Below are 17,533 nucleotides of genomic sequence, written 5' to 3' on the forward strand. Positions count from 1 at the left end.
GCATTGTTCATGTGCATGCCATTATAGCGCAATTCCTGCCATAAAGCCAATTTTGCAGTTATGTACCAAAATATTCTACCCGCCGATAAAAATAAGGCACGTAACAGAGATTACGTGCCTTATCTACATTTATGGAGGCCGTCCTGCTTGGCCGTTCTAGGTAAAATATCACCCCGGAAGAGTGTTACTCAGCGTTTGCTTCTTCTTTTGCAGCTTCTTCAGTTGCAGCCGGAGCTTCAACTTCAACACTGTTCTCTACGAGGAAATCAATGGTCTTGCGCAAAGAAATCTCATCGTTCAGACTGCTCAGGGAACCGTTAGCCGCCAGAATGCTGCGGATCTCTTCAGCGGAACGCTTGAAGGATTCAGCCATAGAAGCAAGTTCCTGATTCACTTCTTCTTCGGAAACTTCAATCTTCTCTTCCTTCGCAATTACTTCAAGCACCAGGTTGTTGCGGACGCGCTTCTCGGCATCGCCTTTCATCTGGCTCTCAAGGTCTTCACGGGTTTGGCCGGAGAAGCTGAGGAACATGTCCATGTTCATGCCTTGCTGACGAAGACGGTTGTCGAAGTCGCGAACCATGTTCTGAACTTCACTGTTGATCATTGCTTCAGGAATTTCAACTTCTGCATTGGCAGCCGCTGCGTCAACTACTGCAGTTTCGCGGGCACCTTTGAGCTCATCCTGCTTACGGGATTCCAGTTGTGCCTTCAGGTCAGCCTTGTATTCTTCCAGCGTGTCGAATTCACTTACATCCTTAGCGAATTCATCATCCAGCGCAGGAAGCTCTTTGCGTTTGATTTCATGCAGCTTCACTTTGAATACAGCAGGCTTACCGGCAAGGTTCTCAGCGTGGTAAGTTTCCGGGAAAGTAACTTCAACATCCTTGAAGTCTCCAGTGGACATGCCCACTACCTGATCTTCGAATCCAGGAATAAAGGAGTTGCTTCCAAGCTCCAGGGAATGACGCTCAGCCTTTCCGCCTTCGAATGCAACGCCATCTACATATCCGTCAAAGTCGATTACTGCGATATCACCGTTCACTGCTGCTTCATCTTCAACGACAACAAGCTCGGCATGACGCTCCTGCAGACGTTTCAGTTCAGCATTCAGTTCTTCTTCGGTAACTTCAGCCTTTTGTACTGGTACTTCGAGACCTTTGTACTGGCCCAGAGTCACTTCAGGCTTAACGGTGATCTTCGCTTTGAAGATGAACGCCTTGCCTTTGGCGAATTGCTCGATGTCCACTTCAGGACGGTCTACAGGGAAGATATCGGTTTGATCAACCGCTTCACTGTACACTTCCGGAAGAAGAATATCAATTGCGTCCTGGTACAGGCTTTCTACACCAAAACGGGATTCAAAAATTGGCCGTGGCACTTTGCCTTTACGGAAGCCAGGCACGTTTGCTTTCTTAACTACTTTATTAAAAGCTTTGTCGAGTGCCGCAGCTACGCGTTCTGCTTCTACTTCGACTTCAAGAACTCCAAGGTTCTTCTCTATTTTTTCCCAGGTTGCTTTCATATTATACTTTTCCCTCCAAAAATAGGTTACATGTTTACTTACTTATAATCACGCAATCCACGCACAGAATAACCATTATATTATATACAACATTACTCTATTTATCAAGTAGAGAACTCTTTACAAATCCTTTGAGAGAGCGGTATGCCCCCTCGAATTGAAAGCGCATGCTGCCTGTTATCCCGTACATTGCACGGGTCTCCTCCTCCTGCCGGTTCCCGTTCAGGCTCTCGGACACCATCTGATGCAGCGCACCCGCCCAAATGTCGAGCTGAGCGTCTTCTCCGTCCAGCAGCTTGCGGTATTCGGCGGAGCCGTAGATCGACATGATGAACTGTCCCCAGAGCTCCTGGGCAAAATAGTACAGCGTCGGCTCATGCACCTCCGCCTGCTCAGCCACCCGTTCCAGCACCTGGCTTACCTGCGGCGGAAATTCCTCATTGGTCAGCGGCACCGTTTCAATCTCAACGTATGCCGTTTCGGTACCGCGCGCAAGTCCGATAATCCCCTGCGCCCCACGGCGGCGGAGAGTCTGCAGCGTACGGAACTGAACCAGCGGATGAACTGCAGCCTGTCGTAACCAGCCTGTGAGCGCTTCGTCGATATGGCTGCCCTCCAGATATGAAAGCTGCTCCAGCGCCAGAATGGTTGACTCGGACAAAGGTTCGTTCATAACCCGCTGCAGCAGCTTGCCCTGATATTCCGAATCCTCTTCGAGCTTGGATTTGGCCAGAATCCGGGCCATGTCTTCTTCCTGGAGATCGTGTTCATCGCCTTGACCTTCAGCTTCGGCATCGCCGTTATGGGCAGCATAGGGGAATGCCGACTCCAGCCACTCCAAAAGCGACTGCCATTCCTGACAGTGCCGCTCCTCCTGTCCCTGGCATTGCAGCAAAAAACGCAGCAGCTCCATCGCTTCCCCGTAGCGTTCACTCTCCAACATTACCGTTAACTGGATCTGGTAGTAATCCAGCGTTTTCGGAAACAGCACGATATTCTCTTTGGCGGGGGAATTCGAATGATTAATGAGGGCACCTCCTTTTCACCGAACCTTAATCAATTGTAGATTATAGCATATCCCCGCGCAGTTTCAAAAAAACAAGTTGAAAAAAACATTCATATATGATAACATAATTTTTGCTTGCTTTTCAGTCTTATCTTATGTCCCGGTAGCTCAGCTGGATAGAGCATGCGCCTTCTAAGCGCACGGTCGGGGGTTCGAATCCCTTCCGGGACGTCATACAACAGCCTTCCTTCGGGAAGGCTGTTTGTGCGTTCGGGGAATGAGAATGCCCATGGTTCGTTGGAGCATTTGCTTCGGGAGCACTCGCTTCGCAATCAGCCTGGATGGGCTGTATCCCTTCCGGGACGTCATACAACAGCCTTCCTTCGGGAAGGCTGTTTGTGCGTCCGGGGGATGAGAACCCGAAACAGCCCTGCTTGAAAGCAGGGCTGCATATCTGTATACATAGCGGTATAAAAACGCAAGCGCCTAAGGGAAAGCCAGCTTACCCATAACAGTAGGCCGTTTTGCCCCTGTAGCTGAATGGAGATTATTCGCAACTCCGTGCATGAAGTCATTGCCAAGCAGGGCAAAGATAATCGCTTCCTTCGCATCATCGTTATAACCCAGATCGCTGGAAGTAAGGACCTTCTGATCAGGGAGCAGTTCTTGCAGCATACCCAGCAGCGCTGTGTTATGTGCGCCGCCGCCGCTGACAATGACCTCGTCTATTTTACAGAGTGGGAAGACATATTTTTGATATCCTTCTGCTATCGTCCGTGCAGTAAAGGCAGTAGCTGTCGCTACAATGTCTGCATCGCTCAACCCTTGCTCTCGCGCTTTGGCGGCGAATAGCTCGGCGTAGGCTTTGCCAAATACTTCACGGCCTGTAGACTTCGGAGGCTTCAATTCGAAATACGGATGCTTCATCATTTCCTCTACCAATGTCTCGTCAGCCGCTCCCTGCATCGCCCAGGCACCGCCATTATCGTAAGAAAGCCGCCCGTGGCTCAACTGATATACCACTTGATCAATAACCATGTTGCCCGGGCCGGTATCAAAAGCAAATACATCTTCCGGTTCTGCTGCCGGAGGCAGCGCCGTACAGTTGCCTATTCCCCCGATGTTTTGCAGCAGTCTGCCCTTGCCGGGATGCCGGAACAAAATCAGGTCACCGTAAGGAACCAGCGGCGCACCCTGCCCTCCAACAGCCATGTCTGCCGGACGGAAATCGCCGACAACCCTCCGCCCGGTCCGTTTAGCCAGCACCGACAAATCGCCGATCTGCAGTGTCGAACGGACCAGATAGGGATCTTGGATATCCTGTTTAGGGATATGCCACACTGTCTGTCCGTGGGAGCTGATCAGGTCAATCTCCTTCATGTCCATTCCGGCGCTGCGCACAGCTTCAAAAGCCGTTTCGGCAAACTTCTCAGCGAGATAGAAGCTCATGCCGCAGATCAGATCTACGGAAGAATGCTCTACGGTGCACAGCCTTTTCAGGCGTTCCCGCAATTCTGCATCATAGGGAATGCTGTAATAATGCAGCAGCTTGACCCGCGCTGAAAGGCCGCTGCCTTCAATAGAAACAACTGCTGCATCGATACCGTCAAGTGAGGTGCCCGACATCAGTCCGACTACAACGGATTTCTGCTTATTCCAGAGTGGGCCAATCATAAGCTGATGCCCCAGCCAGCCGGATATTCCTCCCCAAGTGAAACGGGCAACCGGCCACGGAAGGGGATGACTCCAAGCAGTGCTTTGGCTGTGCTCTCCAGCGCAAGCGGACGGCTCTCATAAGCAGCGGCATAGACCTGAACATCTGGCATAGCCAGGAGATCATATGGATTGCGCAAAGCAACAACCGCGAGCGGCTTCCCAAGGGCAAGCAAAGACTCAACCAGCTTAATCTGTTCAACATGAAATTGGGCATTATACGTACCAACAACGATCTGTTCGATCTCTTTGACCTGAGCCTCCTCCAGCAGTTTTGCCGCGTAAACAGCGATTTCTCCCGCCGGAACCACACGGTCAATACTATCCAGTCCGTACTTTTCAAGCATTGCGCCCAGACCGGGTGCGGCTGCAAACGATTCATCTACCAGAGTTGCCACTACGGGCGCTGCCGTAATCACCAATGTCTTCCCAGACTGCAGCGGCAGCATAGAAGTGTTATTGCGAACCAGTGTTATACTGGCTTCGCTGATGTGCCGCGCCACCTCCAGGTGCGCCGGGGTTCCGAGCACTGCAAGCTTCTCCTCAAACGAAGCGGACCTTGCCACAGCCGAAGAATCTGCGCTAGCTCCACCATTTGTACCTGCATCTGTGTCACCAGCAACGTTAACAACTGTTCCAACATCAGCTCCACCCGAACCACCAACATCACCTGAACCTGCACTCAATCTTCCAGCACCAACATCAACTCCCGTCCCGCCCGAAGCTCCGGCTCCTGAGGCAATTACTCCCCGTTTCACCTTCAGGGCCAGCAGTCGCCGGACGGATTCGTCAATGCGCGCTTCATCAATACGGCCCTCGGCCACTGCTGCACGAATAGCCTCGATCGCATCACGCTGACGGTCGGCACGATGGCTGATCAGAACGATATCCGCTCCCGCTTCAATAGCCATCACAGAGGCAGGGGCCGTTCCGTAATGCTCAGCAATCGCGTTCATCTCCATACAATCGGTCATGATAACCCCTTGAAAACCCAGCTCTTCCCGCAGCAACCCAGTCAATACGGACTTCGACAACGTAACCGGCAGCTTCTCCTGCTCCAGTGCCGGGAAGTAAATATGCGCCGACATCATGGCGTCCACCCCCTCAGCAATAGCCCTGCGGAAAGGGAGCAGTTCTACCCGGTCCATTCGTTCCCGGTCATGCCGGATGGTCGGCAAATCAAGATGGGAATCCACGTCGGTATCGCCGTGACCTGGGAAATGCTTGGCTGTGGCCGCAATACCCGCAGCCTGGAATCCGCGAATCATGGCCGCACCATATTCGGCCGCCTGCTCCGGCGACTCTCCGAACGAACGGACCCCGATTACCGGATTCCGCGCATTATTGTTGACGTCCAGCACAGGAGCATAGTTCAAATTAATACCCAGGGCCGTCAACTCCCGTCCACTGATCCACGCTGCCTGATAAGCACCGTCCTCCGATCCTGCTGCCGTGATCGCCATTCCTCCGGGCATAAGTGCTATGCCTTCGGTAATCCGGGCAACCATGCCGCCCTCCTGGTCAATCGAAATCCAGAGCGGAGCCTTGCCGGCTTCTGCTGCCGCCTGCTGAAGATCAGCAGTCAGCCTGGCAACCTGCTCCGGCGACTCCACATTTCGGGCAAAATAAATCACCCCGCCAATCCCGCTGTCCGCCACAAGCTTAAGGACTTCACCCGATGCTGCAGTTCCTTCAAAACCGCACATCAGCATCTGTCCAATCTTGTCGTTCAGACTCATAGCGGCGACCGCCGCATCAAGACCTGCTTCCTGCCGTGCCACTTCACGCCGAACGATTGCCATCACCGTACCTCCCTGAATTCAGTTGATTCCATCAGATTTAATTGGATATAAAAGATAAGGCTGACGCATAGTCAGCCAGTTCGCGCTGTCACGGCGCCATTCTTCAACGATTTCATACAATCCTTCCACCGTGCCAATGGACCTGCGGACCTTCTCTCCGCCAGTCAGCAAATCAATAAAATATCTCGTACCGCCTTCCGGGGGAGCAAGCCACTGAAAATGCTCCGGGTACAGCGCACATGCCTCATGCAGCAGCGTAAGTCCCGTTCGCACCGCCTCATACTTTTGAGGGTCGGTCACGAACAACCGCACACCGCCGCATAATTCCCCTTGGTGCTTCGAGAAGGTCGGCGTAGCATACATGGGATGGAAATACACGCCCGGCAGGAGGTGCGCCTGCATAGCTTCAGCAAACCTGGCCCCATCCAGCCATGGTGCTCCAATCCACTCGAAGGGAAGGGTTGTCCCGCGTCCTTCAGACAGATTGGTGCCTTCAAAGAAACACGTCCCGCCATATACTCTTATCGTATCGAGAGTCGGAACGTTCGGAGAGGGCAGCATCCAGGGCAGACCGGTATCCGTATATTCCATTTCACGGCTCCAGCCCGCGAGCGGAATCACATCCAGATCGCAGTGAAGCCCCTTCCTGTCATTAGCCATCAAGGCGAATTCGCCTATGGTCATTCCTGTACGGACAGGCATCGACCAGGCACCAACCATAGATTCATACCCTTCCTGTAAAAAACCACCTTCGCAGCCGATACCGCCGAGCGGGGCCGGACGATCCAGTACGAGCAGACTTTTTCCATTCTCTGCGCAAGCCTCCATCACATACAGCAGAGTCGATACATACGTATAAAACCGTATCCCCAAATCCTGGACGTCAAATACAAGGGTGTCCAAGGCATCCAGCATGTCAGGAATTGGTTTCTTATGCTCCCCGTACAGACTATAGACGGGAATTCCGAGTACAGTATCCTGTTCATCACCGAACCTTACTCCAGCCTGATGCTGCCCGTAAATGCCGTGTTCACAGGCAAAAAGAGCAGTAAGCCTGCTGGAAGCCAGTTTACTGCATATCTCTACCGTAGAACGGAAATCTGCCGTGATGCCTGTCGGATTCGTAACCAGTCCGATCCGCCGCCCATCCAGCATAGGGTGAGACAACCCGGCGGCAATCCGGTCCACTCCGCTGCTTACAGCCCGCTTCACAGGAGCCTGCCTTCTGCAAATGCTCTGCTGGTCTCCGGTACGCCTTCAGCTTCGGTATCCTCGTCCGGATGAAGCACGTTATAGGTCGCCTTATGCAGATAAACCGCAAGCATTCCATTGAACAGTGCAGCAAAGCCTACAATCGTAACAGTGAGCATTACACCCACAACCAGCGCCTGAAAGAAAGCTCCGATAGTATAAGCCGGGTAGCGGAGGAACAGCTTGACGCTCTCACCCATAGCCTTGAAGATGCCCCGCTTATTCTGAAGTACCAGTTGCAGTGTGTAGAATTGGGAGACAAAAGCCATAGCGACAAAATACGTCTGAAAAATGACAATCGTCCAGTTCACGGCTCCGTCACGGCTTCCGTAGAACCACCAGGTAGATCCCAGAATGATCATCAGCAAAGCGCAGAAGAGGCCAAAGACCACCGCTGGCCCAAAGCCCTTGCGGGCACCCGACAGCATTTCACGTATCGACAGCTTCTTCCCTTCTGTTCTCCGGTGGTACGCATAAAACACACCATAAAACAAAGGCATATAAAGAAGCGGAATAAGGATAAACGCCAGCGCCATTGGCGTAAAGATCACTATAGGGACCAGTATGGCTGAGCTGGCCAGACTAAGCAGTGCAACAGGTACAATCTCCCGAAATGACTCCACTCCCGTACTAACCAGCACCTGATTCAGTTTCCGCATGACCTGCCTCCCCTTTCTATGATTAAGCTGCAGAAATTAAATTACCAGATAATTCTTTCTTCCGTTCCGGGATCGAAATAACGGGCTTTGCTTAAGTCGAAGATAAACTGTTTATCGAGACTGCTGTACGCCTTGGTCTCAGGATGAACCTTAGCGGTAACTGTCCGGTTCCCAATTTTAAAATAAACAAGGTTCTCGGAGCCCAGGTGCTCAACCACCTTAATATGTGCCCGCATCTGATGTTCCGTGGAAACGCCTGGTGCGAAGTCTTCGCCATAAATATGCTCCGGGCGGATGCCGAGGATAATTTCGCGGCCATCGTAGCCCTGCAGACCAGCGGCTGCTTCCTCTGACAGAACAAATTCCGCACCGTCAAAAATGACACGCCCCCGTTCGAACCGGGCGTCGATAAAATTCATTGCCGGGGAGCCGATAAATCCGGCCACGAACATATTTTTGGGATTGGCGTACAGCTCTGTTGGTGAAGCCACCTGCTGAATTACCCCTTTATTCATGACCACAATCCGTTCGCCGAGCGTCATCGCCTCCACCTGATCATGGGTAACGTACACAATCGTGGCACCGAGACGCTTATGAAGCTCACCCAACTCAACACGCATCTGAATGCGCAGCTTGGCGTCCAAATTGGACAGCGGCTCGTCGAACAGGAACACCTGCGGATCACGCACAATTGCCCGGCCCACAGCCACACGCTGCCGCTGTCCGCCGGACAGCTCGCGCGGCTTGCGCTCCAGCATATCCTCAAGTCCGAGGATCGCCGCGGCCTCCTGCACCTTTTTCTCAATATAATCCTTCGGCTTCTTCAGATTCTTCAGGCCAAAAGACAGGTTCTCACGGATCGTCATATGCGGGTACAGGGCATAATCCTGAAATACCATCGCAATATCCCGGTCTTTGGGATGAAGATTGTTGACAATGCGGTCGCCGATTACAATATCACCGCTGGTCTGCCGCTCCAGCCCTGCGATCATCCGCAGCGAAGTCGTTTTGCCGCACCCTGAAGGTCCTACGAACACAACAAATTCTTTATCATTAATCACAAAATCGGAACCAGCCACCGCAGTAACGGTCATCTTGTTCTGATCGTCAAATTGTTTGCGCACATTGCGGAATTCAACCCGTGCCATTGCTCTTCCCCTCCATAAAATTATTGATGTCAGCCCTTGACGGCTCCGATAGTAATGCCTTGCAGGAAGTAGCGCTGCAGGGAGAAGAACAGAATCAGCATCGGCAAAGCGCCCACTGTGGCCCCTGCCATAATTGCCCCGAAATCCGTGGATTCCGAGAAAACAAAGGAGGCAAGCCCCACTTGTATGGTCCGCATTTCCGTCGAGTTCGTAATCAGAAAAGGCCAGAAAAATTCGTTCCAGGAAGCTACAAAAGTAAAGATTGCGAGTACCGCAAGCCCCGGCTTCGCGAGCGGAAGGATCACCTTCCAGAAGATGCCGAACTCGCTGCAGGCATCAATCCGCGCCGCGTGAATCAGCGAGGTAGGGAGAGAGGACATGTATTGTTTCATTAGAAAGATGTTGCCGACCGTAATTGCCGTAGGCAAAATGATGGCGGTATAGCTGTCACCAAGATTAAAGACATTGACAATCAGAATATAGAGCGGAATCAGCGTGACCTGTGCCGGGATCATCATCGTGCTGAGAAGCACCCAGAAAATCGCGCCCTGTCCGGGAAATTTCAATTTAGCAAAAGCATAGCCCGCAAGTGAGGCAAAAAACACATTGGTAACCGTCAGCACCGATGAAATGAATAAAGAGTTGAACAGCCAGCGCCAGGCCGCTGTTTTGGCGAAAAACCGTTCATAGGGCGCTAACGAGAACGCCTCCGGAAGCATGCTGGGACGGAAACTGGCGGTTGCCGCAGAGTCCTGCACGGAGCCGATTATCATCCAGTAAAGAGGAATAATTGTGACAATGCTCCACACGACCAGACAAGCCGCGGCCGCCCACAGAAAGATAGTCTTGGATCTGGTTTTCATAAATAGTGTCGCTCCTCCCGTCCTAATACTCGATGTCACTCGAGAAGTATTTAAATTGAATGACAGAGACCAGGATAATCAGAAACGCCAGCACGAACGACTGCGCTGAAGCCAGACCAAATTCATAAAACTGGAACGCTGTCTGGTAGATCAGATAAGCAATAGTTGTTGTCGCGAAGTTCGGCCCGCCCTGGGTCATCATATACACCGAGATAAATACCTGGAAGGAAGTTATTACTCCCGTAACGAGCAGATATAGAGTGGTCGGTTTCAGCAAAGGCCAGGTGATGCGTGTAAATTGGGTCCAGCCGCTGGCATGATCAATATCAGCTGCTTCATATAGTGATTTTGGAACCCCACCCATAGAGGCCAGGTACAAAATAATCCCCGCTCCGTGCGAGCCAAGCCAGTTCATGAGAATCAGCGAGAACAATGCGGTTTTGGACTGGCCCAGCCAGATCACCGGATCTAAACCGAACCATTCAAGAAATCTGTTGAGCAACCCTACATCGGTTGGATCAAAGATAGCCAGCCAGACGATAGAAATGGTAACGCCGGAGGCAACCGCAGGGAGATACAGAGTGGCTTTGAAGAAGGTTTGCCATTTGGTCTTCATCTGGTAGATCAGATAAGACAGCACAAAGGTGATGACGATATTGACCGGTACTGTACAGACTGTAAAAATAACGGTATTGCGCATGGATTTCCAAAAGGTTGCATCCTGAAACAGCCGTTCATAGTTGTCGAAGCCAACCCAGGTGGAATTCATAATGTTGTACTGCTGGAAGCTCATGACTAAAGCAGATATGACCGGATATAGTGTAAACACCAGAAACAGCAGGACCGGTGCCAGGATAAACAGGTATGCCCAGCCATATTCACGCCACAACCTGCCGGCGGAACCGCGCACCCGCTTTGGTGCGATTGTTGTCATCCCTTTTCTCCCCCTCTCTTAAGAGAGGGCACCCTTTCAGCAATCCGAAGGGTGCCCCCCTTAAAAGATTTATTTGTTCAGCATTTGTGTTCCCTTAGCGAGGAATTCGGCAGCGATATCTTCCGGTGATTTCTCCCCGGAGTACAGGGCTTGAATGTTCGGAGTCACGATCTGCTCCTTGAACTGCTTCATCTGCGCGGCAACAGCCGTGTCCAGCTTCAGAGTTACAGGAGATGCCATGTTCTTGGCCATATTCTCGGAAGCCTTGATCGTTTCTTCTGTACCCAGCGCTTTACCTGCATACTGCTCTGCTTGAGATTTGCGCACAAACGGAAGCACAAGCTCATTCGAGGAGTTGCCCGCTTTGGCGCCGCTCAGGTAATCCATTACAAGGAAGGTATTCTTGGCATGCTGCTCGCCTTTGTCGTTCTTTTGTTTAAAAGCAATGTAGCCTTCCGCACCCATAGTTGTTTTAGCCGGCGCATTATCATTATGTGGAACCGGGAGCAGCACAAAGTCAATCTTCTCGCCTTTGATCGTACCGGCGTCAATATCCTTGTTGCGGTTCTGAATCATTACATCGTAGTAGGGAATGGCCTTCGAAATGATAGCAGCTTGTCCGGCATAGAACATATCAGAACGTTTTGCCGGAGCGATGGCTGCGGTCTCCTTGGGAATATATCCTTTATCCAGCAAGCCTTTGATGAAGTTCAGTGTTCCCAGAATACGGTCATCGTTCCACTGGAAGGTACCGGATTCGTCCAGAACATCCGGCATATTATTGTTGCGGGACAGCATCTCAATGAAATCAAGCGAAGTTCCGTCTGTTACCAGGGGGTATTGAGTGGAGCCATCTTCGAGTGTCTTGGTCAGCTTCGCTGCCGCTGCTTCAAATTCGGACCAGGTCCAGCCATTCTGCTGAATTGCGGCCCAATCAATGCCTGCTTCTTCAAGAATACGCTTGTTGCCGCCCCAGGCCCATTGGAATTGATAGAGCGGCAGACCATATTGTTTACCGCCAATTTGCGCAAGCTCAAGTGTTCCCGGAAGGTAGTCATTCTTGATCTCATCGGTCATGTACGGGTCCAAATCCAGAGCTAGTCCAGTATTGACATAGGTTCCGTCTACGCTATGGAAATACAGATCCGGCGGGCTGCCGGCATTCAAGGCTACGTCAAATTTCTTCGGACCTTCCGCCCAGGAGAGCACTTCCGTCTTCACTGTGATGTTGGGATGTTCTTTTTGAAAATCGGCTACCAGTCCCTTAAGCTCATCTTCATAGGTTCCATGAACCGGATAAGTCCAGACTGTAATGGTATCCTTAGCATCAGGACTGTTCGCCGCCTCTTTGCCTCCGGAGCTGCCACATGCGCTTATCAGCATCATAACCAGAACCATACACAGCACTAAACTCTTCTTCATTATTCCTTGTCCCCCTTTTGTTCTTCCGGCTACAGCCGCTTGATATGTTGTCTGCTTCTCTCCAGATAAGTAACGGACTCTTCATAGTTCCGGCTTGCGACGGCAAGATATAAGATGTCAATCAAATTAAGCTGCGTAATCCGGGAAGCCATCGCTCCGCTGCGGATTTCATTTTCGGTGGCGGAGGTACATAATGGAATGTCTGCGCTCCGGCTTAAGGTTGAACTGCCATATTTGGTGATGCTGACCACTGTCCCGCCATTTTCTTTGACAATGGAAGCGGCCCGGATCACTTCCTTGGTCTCCCCGGAGTATGAAATACAAACGGCCACATCCTCTTCTGTAACCGTGATTGCACTCGTTAGTTGTACATGGGGGTCGGCGAAGGAGAAGCTTGTCTTATTGATCCGCAAAAATTTCTGCTGCGCATCCATCGCAATCAAATTGGAAGCACCCACGCCGAAAAAATAGATTTTCTTCGCCCGGTCAATTGCCTCAACAGCCCTTTCCACCATGTCTTCATCCAGGATCGTAAGCGTGTCCCGGATGGATTGAATGTTATTATTGGACACATTCTGGATGATCGCCGAGACGGTGTCATTAGGCCGGATTTCCTGATAACCAATGATGGCCGGGTCTCTTCCCTGCAGATCGCCTGCCACTCTGATCTTCAAGTCCTGATAGCCTTTAAATCCAATGGTCTTGCACAACCGGACAATTGCCGCTTGGCTGGACCCGCTCTTCGCAGCTAAATCCGCAATAGAGAGATGGATCATTTCATCCGGGTTCTGCAGGATATATGCAGCAATCTTGTGTTCAGAGGGATTTAATGCCTCGTGCATTTCCCTCAATCGAATTAAGCCGCCATTCACTGAATCCAAGCACCTCCCTTATGTAATAACTGAATTTAAATCCATACCTGCAAGTTGATGTTAACTTTTATAACTCATTCAGTTTGATATTCTCCCAATCGCTTGGAATGAACTTATTATATGAGCTGTGAAATATAATTTCAAGAACTTTTTTATTCGTGAAATTTTATTTTACTTTATACGCTGATTCTCATATAATTAGAAAAAAATCAAAGTGGTGAGTGATCGATGAAAGTGTACTTAGGCCTTGATGGGGGCGGCACGAAGACCGATGCGGCCGCTTTGAATGAGGCGGGAGAATTGCTTGCACGCTATATTGGCGGGCCTTCCAATCCTCATAGCGTCACTTTTGGTGCAGCGCTTACAGAAGTTATGTCAGCTATTGATAGTTTGCTGGAGCGTCTGGAGCCAGAAATCATCAATATCGCATCAATATGCCTCGCCGTGTCAGGTTTTTCAACGATAGATGAACATGCTCTTCTTAAGAAGGCAGTTGAGCAGCATTTGATGAAATGCGGACTATCGTTACCGGTCTTCATCCAATCGGAAGGACAAATTTCTTTGATGGCTGCGCTGGGGAGCCATCATGGAATGCTGGTCATCTCAGGTACAGGCTCGATTTGCTACGGCTACAGCCCGGATGGTTCCTGCACCCGAACAGGGGGATGGGGGCATATTCTTGGAGATGAAGGCAGCGGGTACCAGATAGGACTCCTTACACTTAAGGCAGTTATGCGCAGCTACGACGGTGTTCAGCCTCCTACCGCAATGACCGATATGATCATGAAGCAGCACGGGCTTACGGTGATCAGCGATTTGAAGGGGTATATTTATAACCCTTCTCATACCAAAGCGGAGATCGCTGAATTTTCAAAGATTTGCATTGCGGCCGCAGAGGCTGGAGATGAGGCCGCACTCACCATTCTCACAGGGGAAGCGGAAGCCTTGAGCAATACGGCAAATGCTCTGCTTCGCCGGAGCCCTGGGCTGGCTGGTCTCCCGGTAGTACTCTCCGGCTCGGTGTTCCGGTATTCCCCCGTCTTTCGCCGGAATTTCTGCGATAGTCTGCAGAAATCCTGCGGCAGAGTAGACTTTGTTGACGGTTCTCTCGGAGCTCCGCCATCCACCGGAGCGGCGTGGCTGGCCCGCCAGTTGCTTCGTGAATCTGTTATGAGAGCAGACTAACCGTTTCTAATGATTTCCCGGTACAGATAAGAATAGACAGGCAGGAGGACGAAACCTCATGAACTATATTTTAGCGAATCTGGTTACAGAGCAGCCCAACGAAAATACAAGTGAAATTGATAACCTCAGTTCTGCTGAAATCATGCAGCTAATCAACAATGAAGACCGGCTGGTCGCTGAGTGTATTCAAGGACTTATCCCGCAGATTGCCGAAACGGCGGATTATATTATACATGCCTTCCAGAATGGTGGCAGGCTGTTCTATGTGGGCGCCGGAACCAGTGGAAGAATCGGCATTCTGGATGCTTCGGAATGTCCGCCCACTTTCGGGACCGATCCCGCTATGGTACAGGGACTTATTGCAGGCGGTTTCCAGGCGGTGAAAGATCCCGTCGAAGGCGCGGAGGACAGCGTGGAATTGGGAGCAAAGGACATCGAAGAGAGCGGCATCAGCGATAAAGATGTGGTGATCGGGATTGCCGCCAGCGGGCGCACCCCTTATGTTCTGGGGGCAATGAAACGGGCTGAAGAGCTGGGAGCCGTCGTCATCGGACTGTGCAACAACACAGGCACACCGATGGCAGGGCTTGGCAAACTGACCCTAGAGGCCGTTGTGGGACCAGAGGTTGTCATGGGCTCCACCCGGATGAAATCCGGCACGGCGCAGAAAATGATCCTGAACATGCTGACAACCACCGCCATGATTAGGATTGGAAAAGTCTACCATAATCTGATGGTCGATCTGAACCCCTCCAATGAGAAGCTGGTCCACAGAGCGAAGCGGATCATCGAGCTCGCGACCCATGCTTCTGAGGAGCAGATAGAGGCCGCTTTTATCAGCGCGGAAGGCCATGTGAAGACCGCCATTATAATGATCCTAAGCAACGTAGATGCCGACGAGGCACGCCGGAGACTTGTGAACGCCGATGGATTTGTACGTAGAGCGCTGCAGTAGTGTGAGCACAACAAGAGACAGCCTTCCTTGTAATTATCTGGGGGCTGTTTCTGCATCCGGGGGATGGAAATCTCTTTGATCACTAGCCGCCAAATGTACTGTAACCGATATTTGACTGCATAAAGTACAGCAGAACTGAAAAAAACCTGGGATTCGTCGAAATCAATTGCAGAAAATACAATAGGTTGCTGGAAGCAGTTGAGCTAGAGATCGGACACACGGAGAATGCAGATCCAGTTCAGAGACAGACCAGGAAATCTCTCAATCCCCAAAAAAAAGCAGACTGTCAACCGTGAAGGTTCACGGCTGGCAGCCTGCGTTAAGCCTAATATTGTATAGTTGCCCAGTTGTTCAGCGTCCCCGGCGGCGTCCGAGCCACAGCGGGAAGCGGAAGATGAAGTTGATCAGCAGCACTACAAAGACAAGCACGGCTGCAGATCTGTCGGCGATCTGCCGTGCATCCTCGACAATAGCCTCGGATTGCACGTACCAGAGATGCACAGCCAGCGTCTCGCCCGGCGAGAACAGGTTGAAGTCCCACATCTCTCCGGAGGTGCTGAGGCCTGCGGTCAGGATGATAACCGCCGACTCCCCGAAGGCGCGTCCGGCCACGAGGCAGACACCTGTTACAATAGCCGGCATGGCTACCGGCAGCACGACCTTGCGGATAACATGGAATTTGGTCATGCCAAGCGCATAGCCGGCTTCGCGGATATCACCGGGAACGGCGCGGATGGCTTCCTCTGTGACCCGGGCCAGCATCGGCAGGTTGAGCAGCGCCAGGCTGACACCCCCGCCAAGAATCGTCAGGCCGATATCGAAATATTCAGCGAAGATCGCAAGACCCAGCAGCCCGAACACAATGGAAGGGACGGAAGACAGCGACTCCACACAGATGCGCAGTGTAGCGGTAAAACGGTTATCCGGCGCATATTCTGCCATATAGATGCCCGCCCCAATCCCGATAGGAATGGAAATGACCAGCGAGATGAACAGAATATAGAAGGAGTTGAAGAGCACCGGACCAATTCCGCCTCCGGCATCAATTTCTTCCGGCTGCTTGATCAGGAAGTCCGGTCTGAGTGAAGGCAGGCCTTTGCTCAGAATGGAATAGAGCAGCCAGAAAATCAGCAGCATGACGAGTGCGCCGAGTGTATAAAAGGCAAAGGTGGCTATTTTATTATTGCGCTGCGAGCGAGCACTTTGGCGTGTACGTGTGAAATTCATGCCGCATCTCTCCTTTTCCGGCCCAGCACACGGATGATCAGAATCAGCACAAACGAGATGAGCAGCAGCAGGAAGGCCATCATATGTAGTGCATAGTTCCAGGTGGAATCAAATTCCACGTTGGAGATTTGCATGACGATGTTACTGGTCAGCACCGAAGACGGAGTGAACAGCGTTTTTGCGAGCTGCGGCGTGTTACCGATAACCATAACAACAGCCATCGTCTCGCCGATTGCACGGGTCATACCAAGAATAACCGCAGAGATGATCCCTCTGCTGGCTGCAGGCAGTACTACACGCATAATGACCTGCAGCCGGGTGGAGCCAAGCGCATAAGCGGCATCGCGGTATTTGCGCGGAACGGCAACGATGGCATCATCGCTGATCCGGCAAATGGTCGGCAGCACCATCAGCGCCAGCACGAGGGCTGCAGCAAGCAGTCCGTCTCCCAGACCCTCCCCGCTGACTCTGCGCAGAAACGGCAGCAGTACGGTCAAGCCGAGGTAGCCATATACTATGGAAGGAATACCAACCAGCAAATCGAGCACCGGCCGGATAAAGCTCTTCATCCATTTCGGAGCGATCTCCGCACAAAGCACGGCCATTCCTACCGAAATAGGCACAGCAATGATCAGCGTCAAAGCTGTCAGCGATAATGTATTTACAATAAAGGCAGCAGCTCCAAAGGAATCCTCTTCCGGCGACCAGTTGAATGAGAAGAAGAAGTCCAGCGGCGAGATATTCGCGAACAGAAGCAGCGCCGTTTTGCCGATGAAAACAATAACAAGTCCAAGCACTACACAAAGCGCCAGGATACTAAATAGAAAATAATAACGGGATATTACGTTACTGAACAGATGCCTTCTGTGGCGTTTGGCGCTTACGCCGCCCTCCGCGAGGCTCTTTTGTGCACTTGATGCCAGGTTGTGGACCGGTGCCCCCATACTTTCCCTCCTAATAAGCGGCCACCC

General features: G+C 51.6%; 15 protein-coding genes and 1 tRNA gene. 3 read left to right on the top strand and 13 right to left on the bottom strand.

The features are described from left to right. Positions 1–184 precede the first annotated feature (184 nt). Together tig and ACX1DY_RS25140 are read right to left on the bottom strand one after the other, a co-directional pair. Positions 185–1,525 carry a trigger factor gene (gene tig, locus ACX1DY_RS25135; protein ID WP_458966930.1) on the bottom strand — a complete coding sequence of 447 codons (1,341 nt, stop codon included), beginning with the start codon at positions 1,523–1,525 and terminating at the stop codon, positions 185–187. A gap of 97 nt (positions 1,526–1,622) precedes the next feature. Beyond that, entirely contained in the window at positions 1,623–2,516 is an 894-nt protein-coding gene (locus ACX1DY_RS25140; protein ID WP_458966931.1) for a hypothetical protein, read from the bottom strand. 172 nt (positions 2,517–2,688) lie between these two features. Between ACX1DY_RS25140 and ACX1DY_RS25145 the strand changes: the two genes are divergently transcribed. Beyond that, positions 2,689–2,762 (top strand) — tRNA-Arg (locus ACX1DY_RS25145). A gap of 255 nt (positions 2,763–3,017) precedes the next feature. Here the strand turns inward: ACX1DY_RS25145 and ACX1DY_RS25150 are convergent. The 9 genes from ACX1DY_RS25150 to ACX1DY_RS25190 all read right to left on the bottom strand — a co-directional run bounded on the left by ACX1DY_RS25150 (position 3,018) and on the right by ACX1DY_RS25190 (position 13,195). Further along, positions 3,018–4,205: an anhydro-N-acetylmuramic acid kinase gene (locus tag ACX1DY_RS25150; RefSeq protein ID WP_458966932.1), complete on the bottom strand. Its 1,188-nt coding sequence runs from the start codon at positions 4,203–4,205 to the stop codon at positions 3,018–3,020. Then, positions 4,202–6,046, bottom strand: coding sequence for a beta-N-acetylhexosaminidase (gene nagZ, locus ACX1DY_RS25155; RefSeq protein WP_458966933.1), 1,845 nt, complete (start codon positions 6,044–6,046; stop codon positions 4,202–4,204). Before nagZ ends, ACX1DY_RS25150 begins: the two co-directional genes overlap by 4 nt. An 18-nt stretch (positions 6,047–6,064) precedes the next feature. Then, a complete protein-coding gene (locus ACX1DY_RS25160; protein WP_458966934.1) occupies positions 6,065–7,258 on the bottom strand; it encodes an exo-beta-N-acetylmuramidase NamZ family protein in 1,194 nt (397 codons plus the stop codon). Further along, the gene (locus ACX1DY_RS25165) at positions 7,255–7,956 is read right to left on the bottom strand and encodes a DUF2189 domain-containing protein (protein ID WP_458966935.1); all 702 of its coding nucleotides are present in this window, start codon (positions 7,954–7,956) and stop codon (positions 7,255–7,257) included. The genes ACX1DY_RS25160 and ACX1DY_RS25165 overlap by 4 nt, the downstream gene beginning before the upstream one ends. A 41-nt stretch (positions 7,957–7,997) precedes the next feature. Beyond that, positions 7,998–9,104: an ABC transporter ATP-binding protein gene (locus ACX1DY_RS25170; RefSeq protein ID WP_458966936.1), complete on the bottom strand. Its 1,107-nt coding sequence runs from the start codon at positions 9,102–9,104 to the stop codon at positions 7,998–8,000. A 29-nt stretch (positions 9,105–9,133) separates the two neighbouring features. Next, positions 9,134–9,967: a carbohydrate ABC transporter permease gene (locus ACX1DY_RS25175; RefSeq protein WP_458966937.1), complete on the bottom strand. Its 834-nt coding sequence runs from the start codon at positions 9,965–9,967 to the stop codon at positions 9,134–9,136. A 22-nt stretch (positions 9,968–9,989) separates the two neighbouring features. Continuing rightward, complete coding sequence (locus ACX1DY_RS25180; RefSeq protein WP_458966938.1) at positions 9,990–10,901, bottom strand: carbohydrate ABC transporter permease; 912 nt, start codon at positions 10,899–10,901, stop codon at positions 9,990–9,992. A gap of 69 nt (positions 10,902–10,970) precedes the next feature. Next, positions 10,971–12,323 carry an ABC transporter substrate-binding protein gene (locus ACX1DY_RS25185; RefSeq protein ID WP_458966939.1) on the bottom strand — a complete coding sequence of 451 codons (1,353 nt, stop codon included), beginning with the start codon at positions 12,321–12,323 and terminating at the stop codon, positions 10,971–10,973. A gap of 29 nt (positions 12,324–12,352) precedes the next feature. Continuing rightward, positions 12,353–13,195, bottom strand: a complete 843-nt coding sequence (locus tag ACX1DY_RS25190) for a MurR/RpiR family transcriptional regulator (RefSeq protein ID WP_458966940.1) — start codon at positions 13,193–13,195, stop codon at positions 12,353–12,355. Between the two features lie 228 nt (positions 13,196–13,423). Here ACX1DY_RS25190 and ACX1DY_RS25195 point away from each other — a divergent pair, with 228 nt between their 5' ends. Then, positions 13,424–14,380, top strand: a complete 957-nt coding sequence (locus ACX1DY_RS25195) for an N-acetylglucosamine kinase (RefSeq protein ID WP_458966941.1) — start codon at positions 13,424–13,426, stop codon at positions 14,378–14,380. Between the two features lie 58 nt (positions 14,381–14,438). Next, the gene (murQ, locus tag ACX1DY_RS25200; protein WP_458966942.1) at positions 14,439–15,335 is read left to right on the top strand and encodes an N-acetylmuramic acid 6-phosphate etherase; all 897 of its coding nucleotides are present in this window, start codon (positions 14,439–14,441) and stop codon (positions 15,333–15,335) included. Between the two features lie 351 nt (positions 15,336–15,686). Here murQ and pstA read toward each other — a convergent pair whose 3' ends face one another. After that, the gene (gene pstA / locus ACX1DY_RS25205) at positions 15,687–16,562 is read right to left on the bottom strand and encodes a phosphate ABC transporter permease PstA (protein ID WP_458966943.1); all 876 of its coding nucleotides are present in this window, start codon (positions 16,560–16,562) and stop codon (positions 15,687–15,689) included. Beyond that, positions 16,559–17,506, bottom strand: a complete 948-nt coding sequence (pstC, locus tag ACX1DY_RS25210; RefSeq protein ID WP_458966944.1) for a phosphate ABC transporter permease subunit PstC — start codon at positions 17,504–17,506, stop codon at positions 16,559–16,561. Before pstC ends, pstA begins: the two co-directional genes overlap by 4 nt. Positions 17,507–17,533 lie beyond the last annotated feature (27 nt).

The sequence above is a fragment of the Paenibacillus sp. BAC0078 genome (genome assembly GCF_054483875.1).